Below are 20,446 nucleotides of genomic sequence, written 5' to 3'. Positions count from 1 at the left end.
CCGGTTATCCTCGCGGGCAGCGGGCTCATGCAGGCATGCGAAATGCGGAGGCGTAGGCGGGGTCGCCCGCGCCGGTGAGGATGCGCCGCGCCATATCGTGACCGATGGCGGGGCCATGCTTGAAGGCATGGCCACTGTCGCCGCCGATTAGCCAGACCTTCTCTAACTCCGGATGCCGGTCGATGATGAAGTCATTGCTCTTGGTGTAAGCGACCTGACAGACGCGGGCGTTCAGCAGCGGTTGATCGCCGAGCGCCGGGAAGCGGCGGCGCAGAAAGGCACGGGCCCGTTCCACCATATAGTCGTTCGGGCGTCGATCATCGCTGTCCGGATCGATGGAATTGGTATCCGGGAATGGCGCGATCTTGAACCCGCCTCCCTCGAAATCAGGAAAACCATAAAAGTTGTCGCCCAGCGCGTCCCATGCGGGAAACTGGGGATAGGAAAAACGCGCGTCGCCCGGAGGCGTCCCGAAATAGAAGACATCCCGCCTTTCGACGCGGACATGGCGACCGATGACATCGGGAAAAAGCTTGGCCATCCATGCCCCGCAGGCATAGACCGCAAAGTCGCCACTAAGTTTTTCGCCCGATGCAAGCGCAACCGTGACACTGCTGCCTGCCTGCACCGGCTTCAATGCTTGTCCCAAAACCACTTGGCCGCCGGTGTCGCGGAATGCTTGCGCCACCCGCCTTGTCAGCCGCTCCGCAAACAGCGTGCTTGCGCCGGTGCCACCCGATGTGATCAAGCCGATGTCGATTCCATCGAAGTTGATTTGCGGCCAGCGGCGGCGGAGGTCTCGCGCGGAAAGGCGCTCCACGCCCGCAATGCCCACGATGGATAGCGTTCGCTCCAACTGGTCAATCTCCGGCGCTCTATCTGCCTTGGAAAACGTTATCTCCCCCGTGGGAAGCATCAACGTTTCGCCCCAACGCTTCTGCCAATCCATGATCCTGGCATATGCGTCGAGCGCCATTCGCGCGTAAAGCGGGTTCTCATAGCTAGTCCGGATCAACCTGCTCTGGTCGGAAGATGCGGCCCGAAGATTACCGGGACCGTAGGCATCGATCAGCGTGACATCCGCCCCGCCCTCGGCGAGCGCCAGCGCCGTCCATCCCCCCATCGCGCCAGCGCCGACGACAATGATCTTCAATTCTGAGCCGGTTCGTGGCGCTACGGACTTCTGGGCGGCTCGTGCTCCCGATGCGAGAATTCCGGCCGCCCCCAATGCGGCGCCTGCTGCTATGAGCAACTCCCGGCGTTCCAGCGACCTGCCCGGCATTTTCTCGTTCGACATATTGTTCATGCTCGCTACACCATTGCTTGCTATCGACGGTCAAACCGAATCGGCACGGAGATGCTGACGAAGTTGCCACCTTGGCCAGATGGCGGCGCGGGTACGGGGCTGGCACGTCGCAACAACGCGACGGCTTCACGATCGAGCACAGAATCGCCAGAGGAGTGCACCAGGCGCACTGACTGCACCCGGCCCGAAGGATCGATGGTGAAAGCGATCGAGGCAACGCCCTGACTTCCACCGGCCGGGAATTGCTTATAGCGGTTGAGATGAGCCATCAGAGAGCTTTGCCAGCTTGCCAATGACGCTGAGGGGACCTGTGCTGCACTCGCGGTCGGCGATGCGATGCGGTTGGCGCGCTCTGCTTGCACAGTCGGCGCGCTTGTCTGGGGCGATGCAGGCTGTTTGGGTGTCGTTTTCTTGCGCTCTTCCTTCTTGGGTTTTGGCGGTGGCGGCGCGAGCACCGCTTCCGCCTTTGGTGATTCCGGCAGCCTGGGGACTTCGACCTGCGGCTGAGGTGCAGGAACAGGCGGCTGCTCCTCGACGGGCGCGGGCATTTTTTCAATGGGAGGTTCGGGCTTCTCGTCCTCCGGCAATTTCTCTGGGGTATCAGGCACGGGGTCCGGCTGCGCCTCGGTCACCTGCGGCCCGGGAGCGATCTCTTGCGGTACTGCATCGGGAGCCACGGCGCGCGGCGCCAGTTCGATCATCACGGCCGGCGGCGGACCGTCGGACGAGGCTTGGGTCGGCATTGAACGCAACGCCAGCCAAGCGGCTATGCCATGCGCAGCCACGACAAGCGATACGGCAAGAGCCCAGCGCAACGCGGAGAGAGCGGTGATCTTGCGGTCAGGCCTGGCATCGGGGTCACGCCAATCGATCACGGCTGCGTCGGACTCCCGGTCGGCGGCAGCGAGGCTGGGCCTGAGCCGAAAGGCGTCGCCTGCCCGATGTCTTCCAGCCCGACCAGCGCAATCTTGAGATAACCTGCCTGCCGGAGCAGGTTCATGACGTTCATAAGGTCGCGATAGGCGACGACGCCATCTGCGCGCAGGAAGATGCGCTGCTCGCGGTCACTCCCGGTCTGTTGATCCAGCGTAGTCCGCAGTGCGCTCCGTGGCACGTCTTCGTTACCGAGCGCCAATGTCAGATCCGGCTTCACTGTCAGGAACACTGGTTTATCGGGGCGTGGCTGCTGTTGTGCATAGGAGACGGGAAGGTCCACCGCGACGTCGACCGTGGAGAGCGGCGCCGCCACCATGAAGATGATGAGCAGGACCAACATCACGTCGATGAACGGCGTGACGTTGATATCGCTGACCTCGGCAAGGTCGCCGTCCTGCGAAGCCTTGAGCGTCACCGCCATGAACTCTACTCCGCCGAACGAAGGGATGCCCGCAGCCGGCGGTCAATGCTCTGCTCGTCGGCACCGCGAGACACCGCATGAGACGTCGAAGACTGATTGGCAGCGTCGGCCTTCTCGCTTCGCTCCAGGTCCCGCGATAGATGTTGGAGAATCTCGCCGGAAGCATCTGAAAGAAGCGCGCGGTAACCGGTGATCGCGCGGGCGAACACATTGTAGATAATGACGGCGGGAATCGCAGCCACGAGGCCGGTCGCGGTCGCAAGCAAGGCCTCGGCAATGCCGGGCGCAACGACCGCCAAGTTCGTGGTCTTGCTCTGGCTGATGCCGATAAACGAGTTCATGATGCCCCAGACTGTCCCGAACAGGCCGACGAAGGGTGCCGTAGCTCCGATCGTGGCGAGAAGACCGGTACCGCGCGCCATATTGCGTCCGGCGCTCGCCTCGATCCGCGACAGTGCGATCGCGAGACGCTCCTTCACGCCTTCGGCCGTGAGTCCGGGCGAGCGCTTCAGTTCGCGAGCCGCCGCGTGCACCAAATCCGCGACAGGACCGGTTCGTGTCCAGCCCGCAGCGATCTCGCGGGTCGCATCGGCCAGGCTGTCCGCACGTTGAAGCTTGCGTGTCGCACTTCGCGCCTTGCGCTTGGCGCCGGCGAGCTCGAGAGCCTTGGCAAGCCACACGGTCCAGGTCACGAACGATGCGAATGCCAGACCCACCATCACCGCCTTTACGATGATGTCGGCCTGCATGAACATGCCCCAGGGAGAGAGATCATGCGGCAATGTGGCGGGCGCGCCCATGCTTTGCACTAGCCCTGCGGCCGGTTCAACGGTCGGTTCAGCGGGGGGCGGTTGGTTTGGAATTGTCACCGCGGATGGAGGCGCTGCAGGTTCAGCCGGAGCGGCGGCCGTCGGCGGAGACGCCGTAACGGGTGATTGCTTTGGCAACTCTTGGGCGCGAGCATTGAACGAGATGTTTGCAAACGCAATGACGATTGCACACAGAATGCACACAACTCGCGCTCGGAATCCTGCAGAGGTGGTCCATGCAAACCGCATCATTGTCACGCTTCTTTCTCTGGAATTGGTCAGAATCTAGCGCGCGCTGAAATCTCGAACGTTCGGGGCTCCGCGATATAGGCTTGGGTTGGCCCAGACCACGTGGCGTAGAGTGCATCGGTGAGATTGCGGATTCGCGCAGCGAATTCGACATTCTTATTGTGCTTATAGACTGCGCTGACATCCACCGTCGTGTAGGCTGGCAGCTTTTGCGTGTTGGCGTTGTTGATGAATACAGAGTCAACGTGCCGCAACCACGCACCGAATTCCCACGACTCAAAGGGTGAGTAGCGCAGGCCGAGGTTGACGACATATTTTGGAACGAATTGCGGGACGTTTCCGGCGTAGGAGACGGGCGGATTGCCCTCAGTATAGTCATCGAGGCGTGCGCGTACGAACGCTGCGTTGGCATCGAACTTCCATTGCTCATTGATCCGATAGGCAAGTGTTGCTTCGAGACCTTTCGACGACTGCTGGCCGACGTGAATGCGATTGTTCGGATTGGCCGGATCGGGCACGAACAGGTTTTTCTTGATGATATGGTAGGCGGCGAGTGTGAACTCGCCGCGTCCGAAAATATCCTGCTTGAGGCCGACCTCCGTCTGCCGTGCCTTCGTCAGGCCGAGATCCGTTTGTTGTGGCGTCAGAAAATACAGCGAGTCACCTCCTTCGGACGCTGAGGAGTATGATCCATAGATGGTCGTAAGCGGCGTGATATCGTAAAGCAGCGCGCCCCGATAGGAGGGTTCGCGATAGGTTTGCTGCCGCCGGATTCCGCCCTGGTCGAGGTAGAGCCAATCGCCCTCGAAATGGTCAAACCGGCCGCCCCCCAACACCTTCAATTGCTTGGTCAGCGATAGCTGGTCCTCGACGAAGATCGCCCAACTATCGAGAGAGACATCGCGAGCGAGCGTGCGAAGGATTGATGTGCCTGCAGAGAACGGAACCGCCGGTGGGTTGAAGGCATCGACTACCTGCGATCCTGGAAAGCCGTTCCGTGCGCTTTTCCAACTGACCGTCGACGCCTCGGCGCCGATGACAAACCGGTTGGCAAAGCCTGCGATGTCGCCGATATGCCGGGCCTGGATGCGATCACCTAAAACGCCGTGATCATGGTCGAGGTCACCGAACCATTTGCGGGTCACCGTCGGTGGATTGCTTCCGGCATTGTAGGCAAAATTCTCGACATTGTGCCAATGGCGATACGCACTGTATCGATAGGCAATGTTTCGGATCTCCCACTCTTTCGTCGGATTCCAGACCAGGTTCGCCCGCAGCCAATCGCTGTCCGAGCCGAGGCGGGCGTCGGTCAGGTTGTTGTAGTTGATGTTGCGGAGGAACCCCGCGAGCTGCCCGTTCACGAACGGTGTGCCCCAGTAGGCGTTCTTGATATCGTCGATCTGCTTTTCGGCCGACAATGTTAGCGTCAGGTCCTGTCCGAACGGGATCAAGATCGAGCCGTTGTATTGCTCGAGTTGGCTTCTGGTGTGCTTTACGCTGCTGCCGAAATTATTGACGGTGGCATCGAACCGGACCGCCGCTTTATTGTCGAGAACAGGGCCGCCCACGCCGGCATGCACGCGGTGGGAATTGAAGCTCGAGAAGGCGTATTCGGCATCGGCCTTCGGGACCCAGGTCGGATAGCGCGGAACGAGATTGATGATAGCCCCGACCGAGCCATCGCCGTAGAGCACCGACGCAGGCCCACGCAGGAATTCAATTCGCTCGAGATTGCCGAGGTCGGTGTAGCGCGCCGCTGTCGAATTGTGCGGCAGGGCGACGCCATCGTAGAGCACATTCACGCTGTTGTTGATGAAGCCGCGCACCGACACGGTACTGGTGATGTTCGGTATCGCGCCTGCCGTAAAGCCGGTGGACTGCTCAATGGCTTCCCGAAGCACGCGGCTGCCGCGTTCGCGCAGCGCTTCCTGCGTCAGGATTTCGACGCTGGCAGGCGTTTCCCTGACGCTCAGCCCGAGCCGCGAGGATGTCGCTGCGGCGGCATTGAGCGGAACCGTCCGGGTGTCGTTCTCAGACGGCGGCCGTGGTGTTTGATCGCCGTCGACCGACGTGGCCGGCGCCGCCCGGGTTGTGGCTGGTGCCGCCCGGGTTGTGGCTGGTGCCGCCCGGGTTGTGGCCTGCTGTGTCGTCGCCGGTTTCTTGGCGCGCGGCGGCCGCTTACTTTGCACGATGATCGGCGGCAGCGACACCGTCCCAGGAGCCACCGCTTCTGACGTCGGCGTTACGGTGCTTTGATCTTGCTGCCTTGTGCCTTCCGCCTGACCGCGGGCGTCGGTGCCGGCAAAGGCGATGCAAAGACCGACAGTGATACTCCAACTCGACAGTAGCAACGAACGTACACGCAACATGCACCCCCAAAGTGAAGTTGGCGACCTCAGCCCCCGCTCAGACCGCGGACGACGTTTTCAGTCGCCAGAAACCGATGCCCGCAACGACGAGAACCAAGGCAAGAATCTGGATTGCTCTCACCGACAGATCCGACAATTGTCGGCGCAGCGTTTCTTCCTGCCATGTCCAGGTTGGCATGGCCGCGAAGTCCGCCTCCGTCATCGCCTTGCTTTCCAGAATCCTGGGCTCGAAGAACTGCTTCCACGTCGCGTGAAAGGTCGCGACCTGCCGCTGGAAGTGCAGGTAGCGTTGCGAGCCGTTGCCGGCGAGCGCCGCCAAGCCTTCGTGGACGATAATCGCCGGTGAGATGACGCCCCAGCGATCGACCAGCGATTGCTGGCCTTCCAACTGCGCATCAAAGCGATCGAGCAGCTTCTGGATGTCCGCCTCGACATCGCGTTGGAGCATGAAGGCAGCCTTGGGGCGGGACTGCACTTCGAAGCGGCCGTCCTTAGGCAGCAGCAAGTCGGGCTTGTCCGAATAGCGATAGTCGGCGCTGAACAGCTTCTGGTAACGCCGCAGCCCGTCGACAGTGATCAAGCGCGTTTGCGTCGCAAGTTCCGTTCGCGACGGCGCAGGACTGGCGACGGACACGGCGAGGTTCAGCAACACCGGCACGATCAAGACCAGCACCACCCAGCTTCCGACCAGCACGAGGGCGTTGGCGGCCGACGATCGGCTGAAGGCGTTGGCGATGACCGCCACGGCAAACCAGAACAGGCCGTAGGCGCAGACGAGCACGGCCCATGCGGCGAGTTGCACCAGCGAAACCGCGTCGCGGGTTTCCGGTCGAAAAATGAGTAACGCGGCAACCGGGATCAGGATCGCGCAGGTGAGGATGGTGCTGGCGCGGATCGAGACCTTTGCCAGCACCAGCTTAGTCAGCGTGAGCGGCTGCGACAGCAGCATCCGCAAGGTGCCCTGCTCGCGCTCCGCCGAGAGCAGGTTGTAGCTCATCGCAAAGATGAAGAGCGGCAGCAGGTAGACGATCACGAACGCGACGTCAAACCGGCCGCTCAGCAGGTTCCATGGATTCTCGATCTCGCTGTCGTACATGAAGTTCACGCGACTGCGATACGTGACCTGGTAGTAGTTCGGGATCATGTCCGACTGGCCGAACGCCATCGGCGCCAGCGCGCTGGTCGGGACATAGGCAAAGCGCCCGCCAAGGCCGCCGCCGACGTTGGCGGGGTCCGCCGCATTCGAAAACGGAGCCGGCGTCTCGGTGCCGGCGTTGATCCGCTGTAGCTGATCGATATTCCTGGCGTTGCGTTCGTTCTGCTTGGTCAGGATCGATGCAACGGCAGCGTCGCGCGCCCGGTTCTCCACGATGCCATTGGTGATTGCGTATCCGATCAGAAGCGCGAACAGCGTCAGAACGAGCGGCAGGGTCCGATCCGCGATCAGGACGCGCGCTTCGTGCGCGAAGACGAGCCAGAAGGTACGTGCTTTCATCAGAGCGTCAACCTGCGGGGAACGAACAGAAGGGCGAGAGCGACGGCCGCGGCCAGCAGGGCGGAGAGGATCGCGAAGCCGGACCAGTGGTGGCGCAGCACGACGGCGAGCGACGGCGTCTGGTAGTCAAACGGCGGGACTTTCGCCCACAGCTCCTTGTTCGCCTCGTAGGCGAAATGCCGATCGCCGAGGGGATCGGCATGGTCGATCAGGTCATGGCTCATGATGTCCTGCACGACCCGGCGCTGGCGTTCGGCCGCAACCGAGAAGTCGCGATGCTGGACGAAATCGGTGCCGGACACGCCCATCGACAACGAACGTACGGCCAGCACCGGGATCAGAAGGCCCGCCCACTCCTGCATCCGCTGCTGCTTCTCGAAGGTGTCCCACAGCGCACCGAAGTGACGATCGAGCACGCCATATCCGACGTGGTCGTTGACCTGGAGTGCCACGCCCCATTTGCTCAAGGGCAGGTCAGGGCCCCATCCGGTGCTGACACCGAACTGCTCGCGCCACGCCTTGTCGTGCTCGCTCTTGAGATCGGTCGACAAGTCCGACGCGAACTCGGTGCGCGACGGGCTCGGGTAGACATGGCGGGAGAGGTCGGACATCACGCGCGGCGCCAGCAGCACGCCGGCGATCCACAGCGCTAGCAGCGAGATTAGCGCGACGCGCGATGATGACGCCCGCGCCGAGACCGCCAGGACGACGAAGACCGCAATGGCGAGATAGACCGCATAGGCCAGCCCGAGCATGAGGAAGCGCAGCGCCGAATCGAGCAGGCGGCCGGGCTCGCTTTCGATCACCACCGCAGCCGCCGCTACGACGACGCCGGGAACAAGCAGCACGCCGATGCCCATCGCGAGCGCCAGCGCCTTGCCCCACAGCAGCGCCCGCGACGAGACGCCAAGACTCATGAGTTGCCGCAAGGTACCGAGCTCGCGCTCGCCCGCGAATGCGTTGAACCCGAAGACGATGATCAGGAGCGGCGCCAATATCTGTACGAGCCATGCAGCCGAGAAAGTGCCGAACCGCTGCAGCCCCGTCGCATCCTGGGCCGGCCGGAACTTCACTTCGCTCTGGCGGTGCGCCTGCAGCCAGATCGTCGACCCGACATAGGGGCCGATACCCGGATCGATGATCGACAACGGTGGTTCCGGCTTGAAGACGTGCATCCCCTGATGCGCGGCATCGTGGGGATGGCGCTCGTCCTGCTTCAGCCAGTCTTCATAGTCGAGGTGCTGGGCAGCATGCCTCTCGGCATGCAGATGGCTCTGGCGCTGCCATCCGACGCCGAGGGCGGTCACGATCAAAAGCAACATGATCCCGCCGGCCCATAGCAACCGGCCGTCTCGCACGAACTCGGTGAACTCCCGCTGGGCGATGAGACGGATCATGTCAGGCGGCCATGTGCTGCAGGTACAGCGTTTCGAGATCGGTGTGCGACAGGTCCTGGCTGCTCAAATCCGCGACCAGCCTGCCCTGCTTCATGATTCCGATACGGGTGCCGGTCCGCTTGGCATGGAACAGATCATGGGTCGTTGTGAGCACGGCGACGCCACGATCACGGGCCTTGGCCAGGAGCTGCGAGAACTCGCTCGCCGCCTTCGGATCGAGGCCCGAAGTTGGTTCGTCCAGCAGCAAAGCCTTGGCGTTCTTGGCCAGCGCAATTGCGATCCCGACCTTCTGGCGCATGCCTTTCGAATAGGTCGATACGCGCCCGTCGGCCGCCGCTTCGGGCAAGCCGGCTTCGGTCAGCAGCGCCAACAATTGTTCGCGCGAATGTCGCTCGCCTGTCGCGAGCGCGGCAAAATATTTTAGGTTCTCGATGCCCGAGAGGACGCCGTAGAGCATCACCTGTTCGGGAATGTACGCGATGTCCCGTTTGGTCGCGAGCGGATCATCGGCGACCTTGCGACCGTTGATGCGGACTTCGCCCGATGTCGGCTCGATGAAATCAAGGAAGACGTTGATGAGGGTCGTCTTACCCGCGCCATTAGCTCCGAGGAGACAATAGATATCTCCCGGACTGACGCGCAGCGTGACGCCATCGAGCGCACGGTTTCCGCCGAAATCTTTGCTGACGTTCAACACCTCGAGCATGTTTTTTGCACTTTCGAATAAGCGCCGGTCAGCTTGCTCGAATTGCACTCCGTGACGGACACGATGGTGTCCGCGCCGGGATGCTGCTCGAAGCGCTGCTGCTGGGATTGGAACGACGGGGGCTGATGCTGGCTTCGACCGGGGCGGGGATCGGCCGGGCCGGTCGGGCTTGCTGGCGATGCAGAACTTGCTGGGGCCGGACGGCGGCCGCGCGGGCTCGTGACGTGATGGTCTCTGGCAGTACGGCGTCGCCGATGGGCTCGGACGGTTCGCTCCGTCCGTGGGTGGTGCCGATAATCAGGACCATCGCAGCGCTCGACAGCAGCCACAACCGCCAGCAAATTCCCGCGTTTGGGCGCTTCAGGCGGCGCACCCAGCCTCAATTCCACAGCATGCTCCAACCAAGCACCGGCACCGGTCTTCTCCGTACGCATCGCGAGAATCAGCCCCTATCGATCTCTAAGCCGTCCGCTGCTATGTAATGTTATAACGTTACATGTTTAGTGTTAGAAACAGCGACCTGTCAACCGCGCACCAGTGTTCTTGGGCGAATTCCCATAGGCGTACGCGGAGCAGCGCTACCTCAAGTCTATGAGTCGCTTTGCTTTTCCGCGCTCTGGCGAAGGCCCCGATCCGTCGCCATGAACCGGTCGATCATCGGCGCAACGATTTTGGCCGGATCGGGAGCGGACTGTCCGCTCTCCCGCCCGATGGCTTCTGCGTAAGCAACCAGGTTGCGGTGAACGGCGGCCGGCAACTCGATCGTGAGCTTGACCGGCTTGTCGTCCTCGATCGTTGCGAGCTTGAGCTTGCTCATTTACCTGCCTCCTGCTGGCCGTAAGGCGCCATCACAAGATCGCGGTTGACGATCACGCGCACCGGGAAGCCCTGGCGGATGGTGCGCGTGGGTTGGATGTTGAGCTGGCGAGTTGCTGGCCGGTGTTGTTGATCGAGTCCTGCGAGCCGCGACGCAGCGCGCGGACAAGATCGCTCTCCTCGCGGTCGGAACCGACATCCGCACCGACGCTGAGCAAGGTGGAGAGCGCCGCGGCCTTGATCGGATCTCACCAGTGATAATCGACCTCGTCCTCGAGCCCGAAGCCGCGCGCGTCGGCGCCCTGCTGGCGCTCCAGCACGATCGACTTGCCGTCGGGCAGCATGATGCGATTCCAGACGAGCAACACGCGCTTCTGTCCAAATGAGATTTGGCTGTCGTACTGGCCTATGAGACGCGAGCCCTGCGGAATCAGCAGGAAATTGCCGGTCGGCGTATCGTAAACGTGTTCCGTGATTTACGCGGTGACAGAAGAAGGCCGTCACGAGGATCTTGTCGGGCGCGGGGGTGCTTTTGCGCGGTTCCTGGCGACGGCCGAGGCGGAGGTCGCCTGAGTTGTTGACGCGAAAGGTCGCGCATGAAGTTGGCGGCTCCCCAAGGCTAGTGGATCGAATCGGACGCTTGGTACCCGCCCGAGACCGTCCTCACAGATCGGGGAAGAGCGGGGCGGCCCTGCCCGTTTGCAGACGTTCGGAAGGTCGCTGGAGGGTGGCGAGCCGAAGTTTAACACGAACGCCCGGAACATCCGCTTTGTCGACATTTGCGACGTTGGCCCAACCGACACCTACGACCCTTTGCGGACCTGAGACGCGGCGTCGGCTCGGTGGTGATGACTGCATCTAAGCTTGTTCCTGAGTGGCATTCAGCCAGCCAATCTTCTGAAGAATGCGCCCTGCAAGTTCCGCCGGCCCTTTGCCGTCAGTCGGTAGAACGACCATGCCTTCGGCGTCTTCGCTCGCCATGCGCCTTGCTTGCCGAAGTGAGCGCTGCATCTGCTCGTCCGCACTGGAACCTATCTCGCGCTGCGCAAGACGAGCCAATAGTGTGGGCTCACTAGCCAACATGCGAACCGCCGTGATCCGCGCCTCGGGTATGGCAGCAAGTATCCACCGCTTATCGAAATCCAAGTGCATCATGACTCCCGACATGATCAGACGTGTGTGCCCCAAGGCCCTGTATGTTGACCAGATCGCAGCCAAGTTGATGCTGCTGACGTCAGTCGTGCCGGGCTGAATTCTATCGAGCTCTTCAACACTGGGACGCGGAAATACCCTGTCGAGCTCATCGGTCTCGATAACCGCGTGAGTAACTTGAGCGGCGGCGAGTTGCGCGCTCACTTCCCAACTCAGCGTGGATTTGCCTATGCCGGCTGGCCCGGTAATCAGCAACAGTTGCATGCTATCGTCATCTTAATTCGGTGCCGAGACGGCTCGGTGCACTAGCCGGATTTGCAAGTCCAGCACTTTGTGAAGGTCCGCTTCCCACGCAGCTATCTTTGTCTTGACGGAAACGCGAGTCTTACCGGCCATGATGTCCTTCAAGACCTTGTTGACGTCGGCCTTGACGAGATCCTTGACCCTCCGCGTGCCGATGAGCGGAGTAATGTGGCGATGGATGCGGCCTGTATCGGTGACGATCGTCGTCGGTTTCTTCGGGCGACCACCTTTTCCAAGTATGAGGCCCGCTTTCAGGTCGTTGAGGTAGAGGTCGCACACTCCTTGACCGTGATCGCCTTATGATCGAGTTGGCGTTCCTCGGCAGGATTGTCTCCTTGGGCGACCCTGCCCAACTGGATCTTCGCCTCTTTCCTTGAGCTCTGGCGTCCAGACACGATGCAATCCGATGGTGTAACGGCGCGAGCGGCCAGCGGATCGATACTGAATGACGTAGCTGCACTTGCCGGAGGCGAATAACCGTATTGGCATCGGTGCTATATCGGTCGCCTACATGGCGGACCGAAACCCCCAGTTCGACAGGCAGCCAGCCCGGGGTGGCGAAGCGATAAGACGCTCCACCGTTCACCACGACCGCGGGTATATTCGGCGGCGTGTTGCCGGAGAAAGATCCGCCGGTGAACTCGTAGTCGGCATAGCGCGCATGGACATAGGCGATGTTACCCCAGAGCTTGAGCTCCGGAATTGGCCGTGCCGCCGCGGCGAACTCCCCGCCGCCGGCCTTGTGAAATCGAGGTGATAGAATTCAATTTGAGAATCCTCAAAGATCGCACCTAGCTCCTCAAGGGCGCTGCGAACTGCATCCATCGCGTCGTAGAGATTTTCTGGGGCAGAATCTACCTCCACCCCCGATGCAGGATCCACGGTTCGTTAATATGCCAGTGAAGAGATGCAATCGCGCAATCTGCGAACCTGTCATCATTACTGCTCCGGCGGTAACAAGTCCAAGGTCGAGCTTAAGCAAGCCCAGCACGCAGAGGGCAAGCGAAGCCACACCAACGAACATCAGCCCAACGTTGATCCGCGCTAATCGGGTTGGCAGGTTCCCGGCCGGCCGCCTGCATCCTTAGAGCCCTCGAGTGGAGGCTGGAACGCATTGGAGAGCGCGCGGCTCAAGTGGCGGACGACACGGAGCGGTAGGCCATCACACCATTAGCCGCTGCGGCCCGCATGGCGCTGGCGATGATCAAAACAGGTGATCGGGAGATCATTGCAACGCCGAATTGCCGAGTCGCCAGCGACATGCTCTATTCCAGTTCCTTTGACTGTGGTTCAACCAATGAGGCCATGTGATGATAAGAGCATCCTGCCATTGCGGAGCCGTCGAACTCGAGATCGACGAAACCCCAACGGAGATCACGGAATGTAATTGCTCCATCTGTCACCGGTATGGCGTGCTTTGGGCGTACTATGAACTGCGGCAGGTCCGAATCAGCGGTCCATCAACCGATATCTACATGTGGGATGATCGCTCGATCATGTTTCATCGGTGCTCTGTCTGTGGTTGCGTATCACACTGGTCGCCGATCGATCCCCAGCGAAACCGAATGGGGGTTAACGCGCGGCTGATGAAACCCGCGATCCTCAAGCAAGCGAAGCTGCGCCATCTAGATGGCGCGGTGTCGGAGCGATATCTGGACTGATCGACTGGAACGAGAATTCAATTTTCTCAATGTGTTGGAAGGCGACGTATGCACGATGTGTGCACCGTGAGGTCAAAGAAAAGCCAGCGACAACCAACGCAGGTAGCGGTGAACACGTTTCGGTGTCGCGAAGCGACGTCATCGAGACCGAGGCTCCGTCTTCCGATGATCGCTCGGCTATCTGACGCAGTAGCAATCAACCTTGTACGCGACGCATCGTATCGTCATCGAATGACAGAAGCGGAAGCCGGGATGGGTGTTGAGGCCAAGAGAGAATCGGTCGGCAATTCACGACGTCTTCTGAACTCTCGCTGCAGAACTCGGGCTGAGTTGGCGGCGAGACGTGCAATTGCTGCCGAAAGAGGTCGGGCATACGTTCTGCCGGGACCGGTTTGCTAAAGAAGAACCCTTGCATTTCGTCACAAGCGTGATCTCGCAAGAACGCCTCCTGTTCGGTCGTCTCCACGCCCTCCGCTACGACCGTCATCCCCAGGGCCTTCCCCATGCTGATGATCGCCTGCGCGATCGCCTGGTCTTCGGAATCCCTTGGGATATCCCGAACAAAGGAACGGTCTATCTTAATCGTATCGATCGGAAACTGCTTCATAAGAGACATCGAAGAATAGCCGGTGCCGAAATCGTCGAAGGCGATACGAATTCCTCGACAGCCCTGGCGGCTTCGCTTGCCACCACCGTCTATCTCCTTAGCGATCGTTGGTTGCGCGAACGCAGGCTGAGGGTGAGCTAGTCTAGTGACGCCCCGTATTTTGGTAGACCATCGGGCTGAACAGTTTTGAAACGATGTGACCATTTCATATTGCTTCAAGACAATTTCGACGACGCACTTGTAGCGGGGGTGTGGAGGACCGCTTCGAGCCTTTGTTCGACCGTCGGAGATTTCTGGAAGCACCTGTGGCGGTCGGCGCTTCCTCGCGGTAGGGACGCGTGCTGCAGCTCCATGCTGCGGTGCGAGCGCCATGACCTCGTTCCTTCCTCAGACCAGATCACTACGTCGATCATCGCGGGCACGCCGGCCCGGGCAGCCGTTGAGGTTCAGGACCAGTGGAAGGGCGGTTGACGACGGAGAGGCAGGTCAACGCAGTCTCCATCATGACGCGCAATCAAATGCTGGTAAGAGCATTCGAACTTTTCGGTCTCGGCCGCAGATGGCAGGGCATAATGACCGCCGAGATGCGATCTGATGTCGGGCGGGACCGCACTCCAGTCTGGTGTGAAGCACAGAATGATGACGTCACGATCGTCGAATGCCCGGTTCGGTGATGCGCCGTGCAGCACGCGATAATCCAGGACAACGGCGTCACCAGGCGCTACCGCGACCATCTGCGAGTCCGGATGATCCGACACGGCTGGATGATCGGACGACAAACCGAAGCATTCCTCGGGAAGCGGGAGGGCGGCGTGAAGGGCGGTTTGTCGTAGATGGCTGCCGGGGATGACGCGCAGCGCGCCGTTGTCGCGTCCGACATGCGTAAGATAGCAGAGTAGCGCGACCTGCGTCGATTGCGGTGAATAGGAGACTGGGTGATCCCAACACCACCAGTCTTGGTGCCACGGAACCGCCAGGCTTCCGCCTCGCATTGTCGAGATGTAGGCGGAAATCCATTTCAGTTCGCCCCCGTGCAGGGCCGCCTGAAGATCCGACATCGCGGTTCTATTTCCTAGAATTGTTGCGACAATCGGATTGGACCAACGCAAACTCACAAGGTCGTTCCCGGGCCTGATCGCGCAGCCTTGGGCCGGATTTTTCTTCGTCTCTTCAACGAGTCTGCGCAGCTGGGCGACGTCGGACCCGGCCAGCCAGCCGCGAAGCGTCACATAGCCGTCGATAGGCAGGACAGGTCGTTTGCCGGCCAAGGGAGGCGAATTGTCCATCATCGTTCGTTCCAACTAGCCGTAGAAGGACGCATTTGAATCTCCAGTGCTTTCAAAATATCTGTAGCGCGGGCCCTAAGCATAGTCGATGCTGTATCTACGTTCGTGATCGATAGTTGCCGTATGGCAGATTACCCCGGGATATCTCACCACCTCGTGGTAACACATTTGAAATCCGACGGGCGCGCGAACGACCTTTTGAAACATGGCCGGATAGCGGAGGCGATAAGAGTCGTCGACGCCTGCAGGATCAGAAGGTCCGTCACGTCCTTGGCGACATTTCCGGCATCGCCAATTGCTGGTCCGCGTAGTTCAACGTCGCCTTCATGACGACCAGATAGGAATTTCTGATCATCTTCGGGTTACTTTGCGCCGAAAGGTGCTAGTGGGCGCTATCGTGGCGCATCCAATGCAATCTGAGGCATGGGCGCGTCCCTCCGCAATCGGTCATATCAATACTGCCCAGTACGATCTCGGTCGCGCGCCATTGGATCTCATCGCCAACCCTTGCTGAAAGGTTGCGGCCTAACGTCGGCTTCGCGCGGGGCCAATAGCGGTCGTTCCACAATCGCTCTTTCCGTAAATTGAGCCACTGCACGAGCCGCTTCGACAATCGCCGGCTTACCAATAGGTCGCGCCCTGTCTCGCAACCCATCTGCTGACGCCGAGCACTCGGTTCGCTGTGCTTACATAGCTTGTCGCTAGATTTTCTTTGATCTCTCGGTGCACACATCGTGCACACGCCGCCTTCTAACCGTTTGATAAAATTTAACTCTCGCTCCAATCCATCATGGGCGCGACGGAGAAGCGGTGGTCTAACATATTGTTTCATTCAACTTAACTATCTCTGTCGGTTCAATCGACTTTGGTTCGACGGACAATCCGAAGCGTTAGACCTAAAGCATTTTCCTTTCTTTTCAACGGCTTGATCGCACACTCGATTATTTTCGCTTATTTCGACTATGTCCGGTACTGCACGGCAGTACCAAAATGCCCGTGCAGTACCGCGCCTCGGCGGAATGCTTTGACCGCGCTCAACTACGCCAGATCGTCGAATTTGAAATCGGAATGGGAGGAATGGCACTGCCGTGATGCAGACGCTTGATCGGTTAGCGGTGCGCTCGAAACCTATGCGGACTCGTTCGGCGTAACCGCCCATTAGAAAACAGATCGCGCGTACCCAAAACCTTGTAGCCTATCGCCTGATAGCCAACACGGCGCTTCGCAGCCATGCGGGCCAGGACCGGCACACTCACGTCGACATAATCATATATGATCACCTCTCGCTTAGCGTCGTTGAGACGATGCAACCAGCCGGCATACTGAGCGAGGGTGCCTTTCCAGGCAATCGGCATGGGGTGTCGAGACGAGAATCATCGAAACCCTCGCCGAGGTAACGTCCGGTCGCGATAATGACGCGTTCCTCGGCTTGAGGTATAGCTGCAAGTCGCGTGGCGATGTCGCGGCGCTGCTTCTCGCTTTGCCGACCGCGCAATACTACGACATGCCTTGCGAAACGCTCGAGACGCTTCGCGATGATCTCCAAATGGGCGGTACGCTCGGTTATCACGACGGGTGAACGGCCCGCTTTCAGCGCGCTCAAGACGTCTTCAAATATGAGATCATTGCGGGCTTCATCGGCAATCATTTCCCTGAAAACATCCTGGATGGAAGGGACAGAACTGTCCAATGTCGCTTGAAGTTGGAAGCTGGTATCCCTGATCTGCACCACGTGATCGAATGGGCGCTTGGCTGCCTCGGATCGTGCATCTACGCGATGGCGGACCGGACCACATTGCATGACGATGATCGGGTGATGTCCGTCTTTTCGCGTAACCGTTGCTGACAGCCCGAGGATGTAGCGGGCCTTGCTGCGGCGCGCGACCAGTTCGAAGCTTACAGCCGACAGATGGTGACATTCGTCCACGACGAGATGTCCATAATTTCCGACAATATCATCGACCTCTCCCTTGCGAACGAGGCTCTGAATCAGGGCCACGTCATCCTGGCCTTTCGGTTTGCGGCGGCCGCCGCCGATCATGCCGATCGCGTCACGCGGCATACTTGAGAACGCTATGAGCCTCTCGATTCATTGATCCATCAGCTGACGGCGGTGAACAAGGACCAATGTATTCCGTCCGCGTTCGGCCATCATCCGGATGGCTACGATCGTTTTGCCGAACGCCGTCGTTGCCGCGAGTACGCCGGTATCATGCGGCAAAAGAGCTGCGATCGCGGTTTCCTGATCGGAGCGTAATGCGCCATCGAAGACAAGTGGGATCGCCGCACCGGAAAAGCGGCGATCTTCGATCGTTACTGCAATTCCGAGTGACGCAAGTAGATCGAGAGCGGCGTCGAAGCACCCGCGAGGTAGTGCAATGTGATGGCTGGTCAACTCCGCACAAGAGATGATCCGAGGATCGGCGCATTGCTTGTGCGGCATAAAATTCGGAATTCTGGAATGCAGCCAGGCGAATGAGGCGTGCGATCAACGACGGTGGCAGCGCGTGACGCGGGAGGTAGATTTGGTCCGCCTGTACGAGTGTGATTGCACTTGGCAATGGCTCGCGGATTGCTGGCGGCGTCTGTCGCCGCGACGGCGGGGCAAGCCGCGGTTCTTCGTCTTCGTCGACGAGAGGAATACGCACGCCGAGAATTTTTCCAGGTGCACTCGCTTCCTCGACTAGATGTTCCACCTTCGCACGCGGCATAAGTCCAATCGTAGACAGGAAGGCCCACTGATCCGGATACGGCGAACAAGATTCGTCGATGAAACTCGCTGTTGCCAGAACTTCGCGCGAGCCCTTGAAGAGGCAAGGCAATCAGGTTGCCGAAGCCACCCGCTGGCATCAAATCCTGACTCGGAAAAAACCGATCGTAGGATCCGAATCCGATATCGGGGACGCGTTCCATCGTGTCGGTAATCAGGAGGGCTCCGGCGCGCCAATACCGCTGGAATCGGCTCAGCAAAGAAAATCCAGGCGTGCGCACCGTTTCCGGATCGGGACCGCTCAATCGCGGCAGGTATTGCATGACGCTCGCAAGAGTCTCCAAAAGCAAAAGCATCTCTTCGCCATTCCCCTTCGTCGAAATCCGCTGCCAGAAATGAACAGGTATTGTCGGCAAGCATCGGATAGACGCCCATTACGAACGGAGCACCGTTCACGTCGGTCCCGCGCAGATGGCGTTCGATTAGCGCCTCATCGATCCCAGGCTGCCATTCATTTGCACAGGCTGGTGCGTAGCCGCTCCTCCCCGTCGTGCGATTCTCCCAACGGATAGGGAAGACATCTGAGCGGCCGCGGAAAAGCCGGCGAAAAAGAGCAATCTTCTTTTCGATTGGCGAGTTCCGGTCCGTGGGATCGTTAGCTCTTCCCGAAGGAACTACTACCTTGACAGCCGCAGTCCTTGCATCATGCGCCGATCGCAACGCGTCGATCTCGGCTACGATCTCCCCGCGCTCGCGCTCCAGCGCGGTAAGCCGGGCCACGAGTTCAGAAATTCTGGCATCCATTTCCGTCATCGAGAAGATTGGCATGCATCAGAACAACAATCCTGAATGTAGCGATTCAAGTCACAGATCGCTATTCGCGCAACCGCGGAAAAGAGTTGCCAGCCTATACAAAATTTTGTATACTAAATTCGATGGTCGAATCTAAGCCCGTTGAATTCCGAGGCAGTGCGCTCGACGATTTGCGTGCATTTCCGGCAGCGGCCCGGCGTGAGGCGGGATATCAGCTCGACCAAGTCCAGCGTGGGCGCGAGCCGGACGACTGGAAGCCCATGAATGCAGTTGGCCGAGGAGTGCGGGAAATTCGGATTCGAGATGCCGCGGGAGCATTCAGGGTGCTGTATGTGGCGAAATTCGACGACGCCGTCTATGTGCTGCATTGTTTCCAAAAGAAGACGCAGAAAACAAGCAAAGCGGATCTGAGCCTAGCCACGCAGCGTTACCGGGATTTGCTAAAGGAGCTGGATCAATGAGCAAGAAGCGCTTCGCTAATGTGTGGGATGCAATTGAGGATACACCTGCGCAGGCTGAGAACATGAAGCTCCGTTCGGCGTTGATAATGGCTTTGAAGGATCATATCGCCCGGACTGGGCTAAGCCAGTCCGAAGCCGCCAAGCTGCTTGGTGTTACCCAGCCGCGTATCTCTGATCTCATGCGCGGCAAGATCGAATTGTTTGGCCTCGATACCTTGGTCAATATGATCGGAGCAGCCGGCCTGCATGTTGAAATGCGCATCTCGGACGCAGCCTAATCCAAAGCCGGCTCGCCGATGGCGTAGTACAGCATTTGGTACTGCACGGCTGAGCGCGATCCCGTTAAGTGTTGATCGCGCTTCGCTTTTCCCGCTCAGTCCGTTCAATCCATCATGGGCGCGATGGAGAAGCGGTGGTCTAAGTCATTCATCTCATTAATCTTTTATGCCTCAAGCCGATCCTATAAGGGATTGGGCCGACTGGCAAATTAGCCCGAGCGATCCTGTTTAGGCCGGCTTTTTAGGATCATATCGGCGTCCATTGGAAGCCAAATCATCGCGTCTGCATTCTCAATGCACACATGGTGCACACCAAAGCCCGAGTGCACACGACCTTCACTCAACCGCATTCCGATTCGCCCATCGAAGATTTTCGTTGGAAACACCCCGCTTCACACTTCATATCACAACGTGATCCAGGCGATGAAACGCCGAGAATGACTCACATTCAACCGAAATATAAATCGACTTCGGCAATGAAGTCCGCGTTGATCAAACGTACCGACGATTGGTCATACGCGGTGCAACGTGGGCGTAATTCGGGAAACATCTCAACAAAACGTGAGGGACTTGATGAAATTGGATCACGCCGCTTCACCGATCCGAAGCGCTTCAGATTAAACCTGCGTCCGGCGCAAGCACCTTCATGATTTGCTTTCCTTACCGAGACC

At 59.6% G+C, this 20,446-nt stretch carries 15 protein-coding genes and 6 pseudogenes; 4 read left to right on the top strand and 17 right to left on the bottom strand.

Going from position 1 to position 20,446, the window contains the following annotated elements; genetic code table 11:
* Window positions 1-25 precede the first annotated feature (25 nt).
* The 13 genes and pseudogenes from ACSQ84_RS03355 to ACSQ84_RS03295 all read right to left on the bottom strand — a co-directional run.
* Window positions 26-1,306 carry an FAD-dependent oxidoreductase gene (locus tag ACSQ84_RS03355; RefSeq protein ID WP_436210211.1) on the bottom strand — a complete coding sequence of 427 codons (1,281 nt, stop codon included), beginning with the start codon at window positions 1,304-1,306 and terminating at the stop codon, window positions 26-28.
* A 20-nt stretch (window positions 1,307-1,326) separates the two neighbouring features.
* On the bottom strand, window positions 1,327-2,181 hold the full coding sequence (locus ACSQ84_RS03350) for a TonB family protein (protein ID WP_436210210.1): 855 nt from the start codon (window positions 2,179-2,181) through the stop codon (window positions 1,327-1,329).
* A complete protein-coding gene (gene exbD, locus ACSQ84_RS03345; RefSeq protein WP_436210209.1) occupies window positions 2,178-2,663 on the bottom strand; it encodes a TonB system transport protein ExbD in 486 nt (161 codons plus the stop codon). Before exbD ends, ACSQ84_RS03350 begins: the two co-directional genes overlap by 4 nt.
* 5 nt (window positions 2,664-2,668) lie before the next feature.
* Entirely contained in the window at window positions 2,669-3,724 is a 1,056-nt protein-coding gene (gene exbB / locus ACSQ84_RS03340) for a tonB-system energizer ExbB (RefSeq protein ID WP_436210208.1), read from the bottom strand.
* A gap of 26 nt (window positions 3,725-3,750) precedes the next feature.
* Entirely contained in the window at window positions 3,751-5,931 is a 2,181-nt protein-coding gene (locus tag ACSQ84_RS03335; RefSeq protein ID WP_436210207.1) for a TonB-dependent receptor, read from the bottom strand.
* Window positions 5,932-6,127: 196 nt separating this feature from the next.
* Window positions 6,128-7,585, bottom strand: a complete 1,458-nt coding sequence (locus ACSQ84_RS03330) for a DUF3526 domain-containing protein (protein ID WP_436210206.1) — start codon at window positions 7,583-7,585, stop codon at window positions 6,128-6,130.
* A complete protein-coding gene (locus ACSQ84_RS03325; RefSeq protein ID WP_436210205.1) occupies window positions 7,585-8,982 on the bottom strand; it encodes an ABC transporter permease subunit in 1,398 nt (465 codons plus the stop codon). Before ACSQ84_RS03325 ends, ACSQ84_RS03330 begins: the two co-directional genes overlap by 1 nt.
* Window position 8,983: 1 nt before the next feature.
* Window positions 8,984-9,688 carry an ABC transporter ATP-binding protein gene (locus tag ACSQ84_RS03320; protein WP_436210204.1) on the bottom strand — a complete coding sequence of 235 codons (705 nt, stop codon included), beginning with the start codon at window positions 9,686-9,688 and terminating at the stop codon, window positions 8,984-8,986.
* A gap of 589 nt (window positions 9,689-10,277) precedes the next feature.
* The gene (locus tag ACSQ84_RS03315) at window positions 10,278-10,505 is read right to left on the bottom strand and encodes a DUF2274 domain-containing protein (RefSeq protein ID WP_436210203.1); all 228 of its coding nucleotides are present in this window, start codon (window positions 10,503-10,505) and stop codon (window positions 10,278-10,280) included.
* A pseudogene (locus ACSQ84_RS03310) lies at window positions 10,502-10,980 on the bottom strand (TrbI/VirB10 family protein); the annotation flags it as partial. The pseudogene ACSQ84_RS03310 and the gene ACSQ84_RS03315, both read right to left, overlap by 4 nt.
* A gap of 382 nt (window positions 10,981-11,362) precedes the next feature.
* Window positions 11,363-11,920: an AAA family ATPase gene (locus tag ACSQ84_RS03305; RefSeq protein ID WP_436210202.1), complete on the bottom strand. Its 558-nt coding sequence runs from the start codon at window positions 11,918-11,920 to the stop codon at window positions 11,363-11,365.
* Between the two features lie 96 nt (window positions 11,921-12,016).
* A pseudogene (locus tag ACSQ84_RS03300) lies at window positions 12,017-12,442 on the bottom strand (Arm DNA-binding domain-containing protein); the annotation flags it as partial.
* Window positions 12,435-12,692: pseudogene (locus ACSQ84_RS03295) on the bottom strand (TonB-dependent receptor domain-containing protein); the annotation flags it as partial. The pseudogenes ACSQ84_RS03295 and ACSQ84_RS03300, both read right to left, overlap by 8 nt.
* A gap of 577 nt (window positions 12,693-13,269) precedes the next feature.
* On the opposite strand from ACSQ84_RS03295, the gene ACSQ84_RS03290 reads away from it, so the two are divergent.
* The gene (locus ACSQ84_RS03290) at window positions 13,270-13,620 is read left to right on the top strand and encodes a GFA family protein (protein WP_436210201.1); all 351 of its coding nucleotides are present in this window, start codon (window positions 13,270-13,272) and stop codon (window positions 13,618-13,620) included.
* A gap of 319 nt (window positions 13,621-13,939) precedes the next feature.
* Here the strand turns inward: ACSQ84_RS03290 and ACSQ84_RS03285 are convergent.
* From ACSQ84_RS03285 to ACSQ84_RS03270, 4 genes and pseudogenes are all read right to left on the bottom strand, one after another.
* A pseudogene (locus ACSQ84_RS03285) lies at window positions 13,940-14,284 on the bottom strand (EAL domain-containing protein); the annotation flags it as partial.
* Window positions 14,285-14,673: 389 nt separating this feature from the next.
* Window positions 14,674-15,516, bottom strand: coding sequence for a phytanoyl-CoA dioxygenase family protein (locus ACSQ84_RS03280; RefSeq protein WP_436210200.1), 843 nt, complete (start codon window positions 15,514-15,516; stop codon window positions 14,674-14,676).
* Between the two features lie 1,273 nt (window positions 15,517-16,789).
* A pseudogene (locus ACSQ84_RS03275) lies at window positions 16,790-17,956 on the bottom strand (DEAD/DEAH box helicase family protein).
* A pseudogene (locus tag ACSQ84_RS03270) lies at window positions 17,905-19,027 on the bottom strand (TOTE conflict system archaeo-eukaryotic primase domain-containing protein). The pseudogenes ACSQ84_RS03275 and ACSQ84_RS03270 overlap by 52 nt, the downstream one beginning before the upstream one ends.
* A 131-nt stretch (window positions 19,028-19,158) precedes the next feature.
* Here ACSQ84_RS03270 and ACSQ84_RS03265 point away from each other — a divergent pair.
* The 3 genes from ACSQ84_RS03265 to ACSQ84_RS03255 all read left to right on the top strand — a co-directional run bounded on the left by ACSQ84_RS03265 (window position 19,159) and on the right by ACSQ84_RS03255 (window position 20,425).
* Complete coding sequence (locus ACSQ84_RS03265; protein WP_436211164.1) at window positions 19,159-19,497, top strand: type II toxin-antitoxin system RelE/ParE family toxin; 339 nt, start codon at window positions 19,159-19,161, stop codon at window positions 19,495-19,497.
* A complete protein-coding gene (locus ACSQ84_RS03260; protein ID WP_050421784.1) occupies window positions 19,494-19,775 on the top strand; it encodes a helix-turn-helix domain-containing protein in 282 nt (93 codons plus the stop codon). The genes ACSQ84_RS03265 and ACSQ84_RS03260 overlap by 4 nt, the downstream gene beginning before the upstream one ends.
* Before the next feature lie 302 nt (window positions 19,776-20,077).
* A complete protein-coding gene (locus tag ACSQ84_RS03255) occupies window positions 20,078-20,425 on the top strand; it encodes a hypothetical protein (protein WP_436210199.1) in 348 nt (115 codons plus the stop codon).
* The last annotated feature ends 21 nt before the right edge of the window (window positions 20,426-20,446 follow it).

The sequence above is a fragment of the Bradyrhizobium sp. LjRoot220 genome (assembly GCF_964252915.1).
Classification (GTDB): domain Bacteria; phylum Pseudomonadota; class Alphaproteobacteria; order Rhizobiales; family Xanthobacteraceae; genus Bradyrhizobium.
This window is presented reverse-complemented; position numbering and strand designations above follow the sequence as displayed.